Source organism: Chamaesiphon sp. OTE_8_metabat_110 (genome assembly GCF_031382685.1).
Lineage (GTDB): Bacteria > Cyanobacteriota > Cyanobacteriia > Cyanobacteriales > Chamaesiphonaceae > Chamaesiphon.
Window position 1 is genome coordinate 1 of record NZ_JANMZA010000313.1, and the last position, 2,566, is coordinate 2,566.

At 45.4% G+C, this 2,566-nt stretch carries 5 protein-coding genes; 3 read left to right on the plus strand and 2 right to left on the minus strand.

Annotation, left to right across the window (positions count from 1 at the left end; translation table 11 throughout):
- Both RMO52_RS11530 and RMO52_RS11535 read right to left on the minus strand, forming a co-directional pair.
- On the minus strand, positions 1-277 hold a 277-nt coding region (locus RMO52_RS11530; protein WP_310414194.1), incomplete at its 3' end, for a metalloregulator ArsR/SmtB family transcription factor.
- Entirely contained in the window at positions 278-445 is a 168-nt protein-coding gene (locus RMO52_RS11535; protein WP_309742518.1) for a metallothionein, read from the minus strand. It lies immediately after the preceding gene.
- 163 nt (positions 446-608) lie between these two features.
- Between RMO52_RS11535 and RMO52_RS11540 the strand changes: the two genes are divergently transcribed.
- From RMO52_RS11540 to RMO52_RS11550, 3 genes are all read left to right on the plus strand, one after another.
- Entirely contained in the window at positions 609-875 is a 267-nt protein-coding gene (locus RMO52_RS11540; protein WP_310414197.1) for a hypothetical protein, read from the plus strand.
- Between the two features lie 28 nt (positions 876-903).
- Positions 904-1,389 carry a GNAT family N-acetyltransferase gene (locus RMO52_RS11545; RefSeq protein ID WP_309742516.1) on the plus strand — a complete coding sequence of 162 codons (486 nt, stop codon included), beginning with the start codon at positions 904-906 and terminating at the stop codon, positions 1,387-1,389.
- A gap of 225 nt (positions 1,390-1,614) precedes the next feature.
- The coding region (locus RMO52_RS11550) for an alkaline phosphatase (RefSeq protein WP_310414200.1) at positions 1,615-2,566 on the plus strand (952 nt) is incomplete at its 3' end.

Genomic DNA, 2,566 nt, shown 5'->3' on the forward strand with positions numbered 1-2,566 from the left:
GCATTCTTAACTGATGGGATACCGCCGATTCGTTCATCTCCAACATCGCCGCCAAATCGCCAACGCACATTTCCTTCGCTGCGAGGATCGAGAGAATTCTCAACCGATTGGGATCGGCTAAAAAGCCTAAAAACTCTGACAGACGCTGTGCCTTCTCCACCGAGAGCATTTCGGTGGGTGGGGAATTTGCATCGTCAGGGTGAGTCGGATGGGGAGCTTCACAACAAAGTTCTTCCCCATCTTCGCTCGTTACTGGTTCGGTAGATCGATCTGACATTTATTTGCTGCATCCACAGCCTGTGTGTCCGCAACCTTGTCCGGCGGGATGACCGTTAGCACAAGCATCGCCACAGTAATGTTTGCCGTCTTTGACGATCGCGTCTGAGAGCGAAACGATACACAGGCAGGAGTTACAAGCACATTTCATTTGGGTAACAGTAGACATGGTGGTTCTCTTTTGAGTTATCTTAATATCCTAACACATGAATGCACGTTCAGGTAATCACAACTGGGAATCCTTACAATTTCCATTTGCCGTAAAATGCAAAATGCTAGAAGCCGCTCGGACAGATTTATAATAGCGATCGAATCGCTGAAAAATATTTAAGATGAAACTATTTAACTTACTATGGCTACCTGTGGCTGGAGCGATCGGAGCCACTTATCTCGCTCAAGCTAATCCTTCCCAACCGCAACCGCAGCCAGAGGCACTTAAAGCCTGGAAGATCCAACCAGTAGCAGCACCTGTTATCGACCCCAAATCTGCCCACCAAGCTTTACTTGCGCGACAAAAACAACTTGCTGGGAAAAATTTTAGTTGTGATTGCAATGGCTGTAGGGTAGCGGCACTGCAAGTAGGTATCACACTCAATTAGATGGCAAGTTCGCCAGATTTAACTAGTTTTGGCAAAAGAATATGATGGATTTATGTCCGATTACTTTAGAGTGACTTATGGTGGAAAAGAGGAATTATTTTTTGCTAAAACGTTGTTCGTCTGCGATCTGCAAGGTAAACCCATCGCCACCTGCTTGAGTTGGCAAGCGTATGATGAATTTAATACGATTCAATGGTTCAAAGTCCTCAAAGAATGCGAAGGACAAGGTGTTGGTACTTTGCTTTCAATTATTATGCGGAAACTAGAAAGGCAAGATTATCCTGTTTACTTGCACACACAGCCATCTAGTTTTCGAGCAATTAAGCTTTATTCAGATTTTGGGTTTTCGCTGCTTTCAAACGATAGTTTCGGTATGAGGAAAAACGAGCTAGAGGAATGTATGCCGATTCTAGAAAAATTCATGCCGAAAGAATTATTTGAAGATCTAAGAATTACATCTGCTCCGAAAGCGTTTGTGGATGTGCTTGAGAAACAAAGCACCAACCAATTCTAAACTTGGAAAAATGCGATCGTTTTTACATTGCTGTTGCACTCAATCGATTTAATTGTTAACCCGCTCATTAATCATCCTTAACCTATCTGTGAAATCATTGTGTGAGTGGATAATCATTATCATTTCCGCACTAAAAACTTGTAAAATTTCGCTCCAAAACCCGTCTCAAATCAATTGTAACTGGCTCTAGACAACCGTTTACCAATCATACAAATTTGGATCGTCATGCAAACTGGAAATCATGTTATCTTTATCCATCCCGATGGGACTAGCCCATCTCACTACGCAGCGGCGCGGTTTGTCGAACAAGGCCCCGACGGACGGCTGAACTGGGATAATCTTGACAAAGCAGGTGTCTACCTGGGACACATGGAAGATCAACTGGGCGGCACATCTAATGGTGGTGCTGTTACCCATGCAACAGGCGCGAAAGTCTATGCTGAATCCTTCGGTCTGGAGCAAGGTAATACCCCCGTCAAATCTCTGTCTGGCACTAGCAAAACGATTGTCGAGGAAGCTAGAGATGCAGGTAAAGTGACTGCACTAGTCCAATCAGGTGCGATCTTTGAGCCTGGTACAGCCGCCTTTGTTGCCAAAACCAAGGAAATTGTTAACCCAGATGGTAGCAAGACTGTGCCCCGCGCTCAACAAGCAGAAATCGCCAAGCAGGTGATTAATTCTGGGGTCAACTTTATCTTGGGCGGTGGCGAACTGAACATGATTCCTGTCGGTCAGGCGGGTTTTCACGGTACTGCGGCTGAATACGATGCGCTCAGTAAAAGTTCGCTCGTCCGTCCTACTGAAAATTTAATCGAACTCGCCAAAAAATCTGGCTATACGGTGGTTTACACCGAGGCACAGTACCGAGATCTTCTCGACCCCAAGAAGACTCCAGTAACACCAACTAAAGTATTGGGTGTATTCGCACCGATTCATACTTTTAACGATCGACCAGAAGAAGCCTTAGCCGCAGCGAATCTCCCACTGTACAAGGAATCTGCACCGACAATCGGTGAGATGTTGGATATCACCCAGAAGTTGATGGAGAAGCACCCCAACTTCAAAAATGGATCGATCTCGATCGTTGAAGAAGAGGGTGCGGATAACTTTGGTAATAATAATAACGCTGCTGGCACGATCGAAGGCACGCTCCGCGCTGATAAAGCGATCGGTGTAG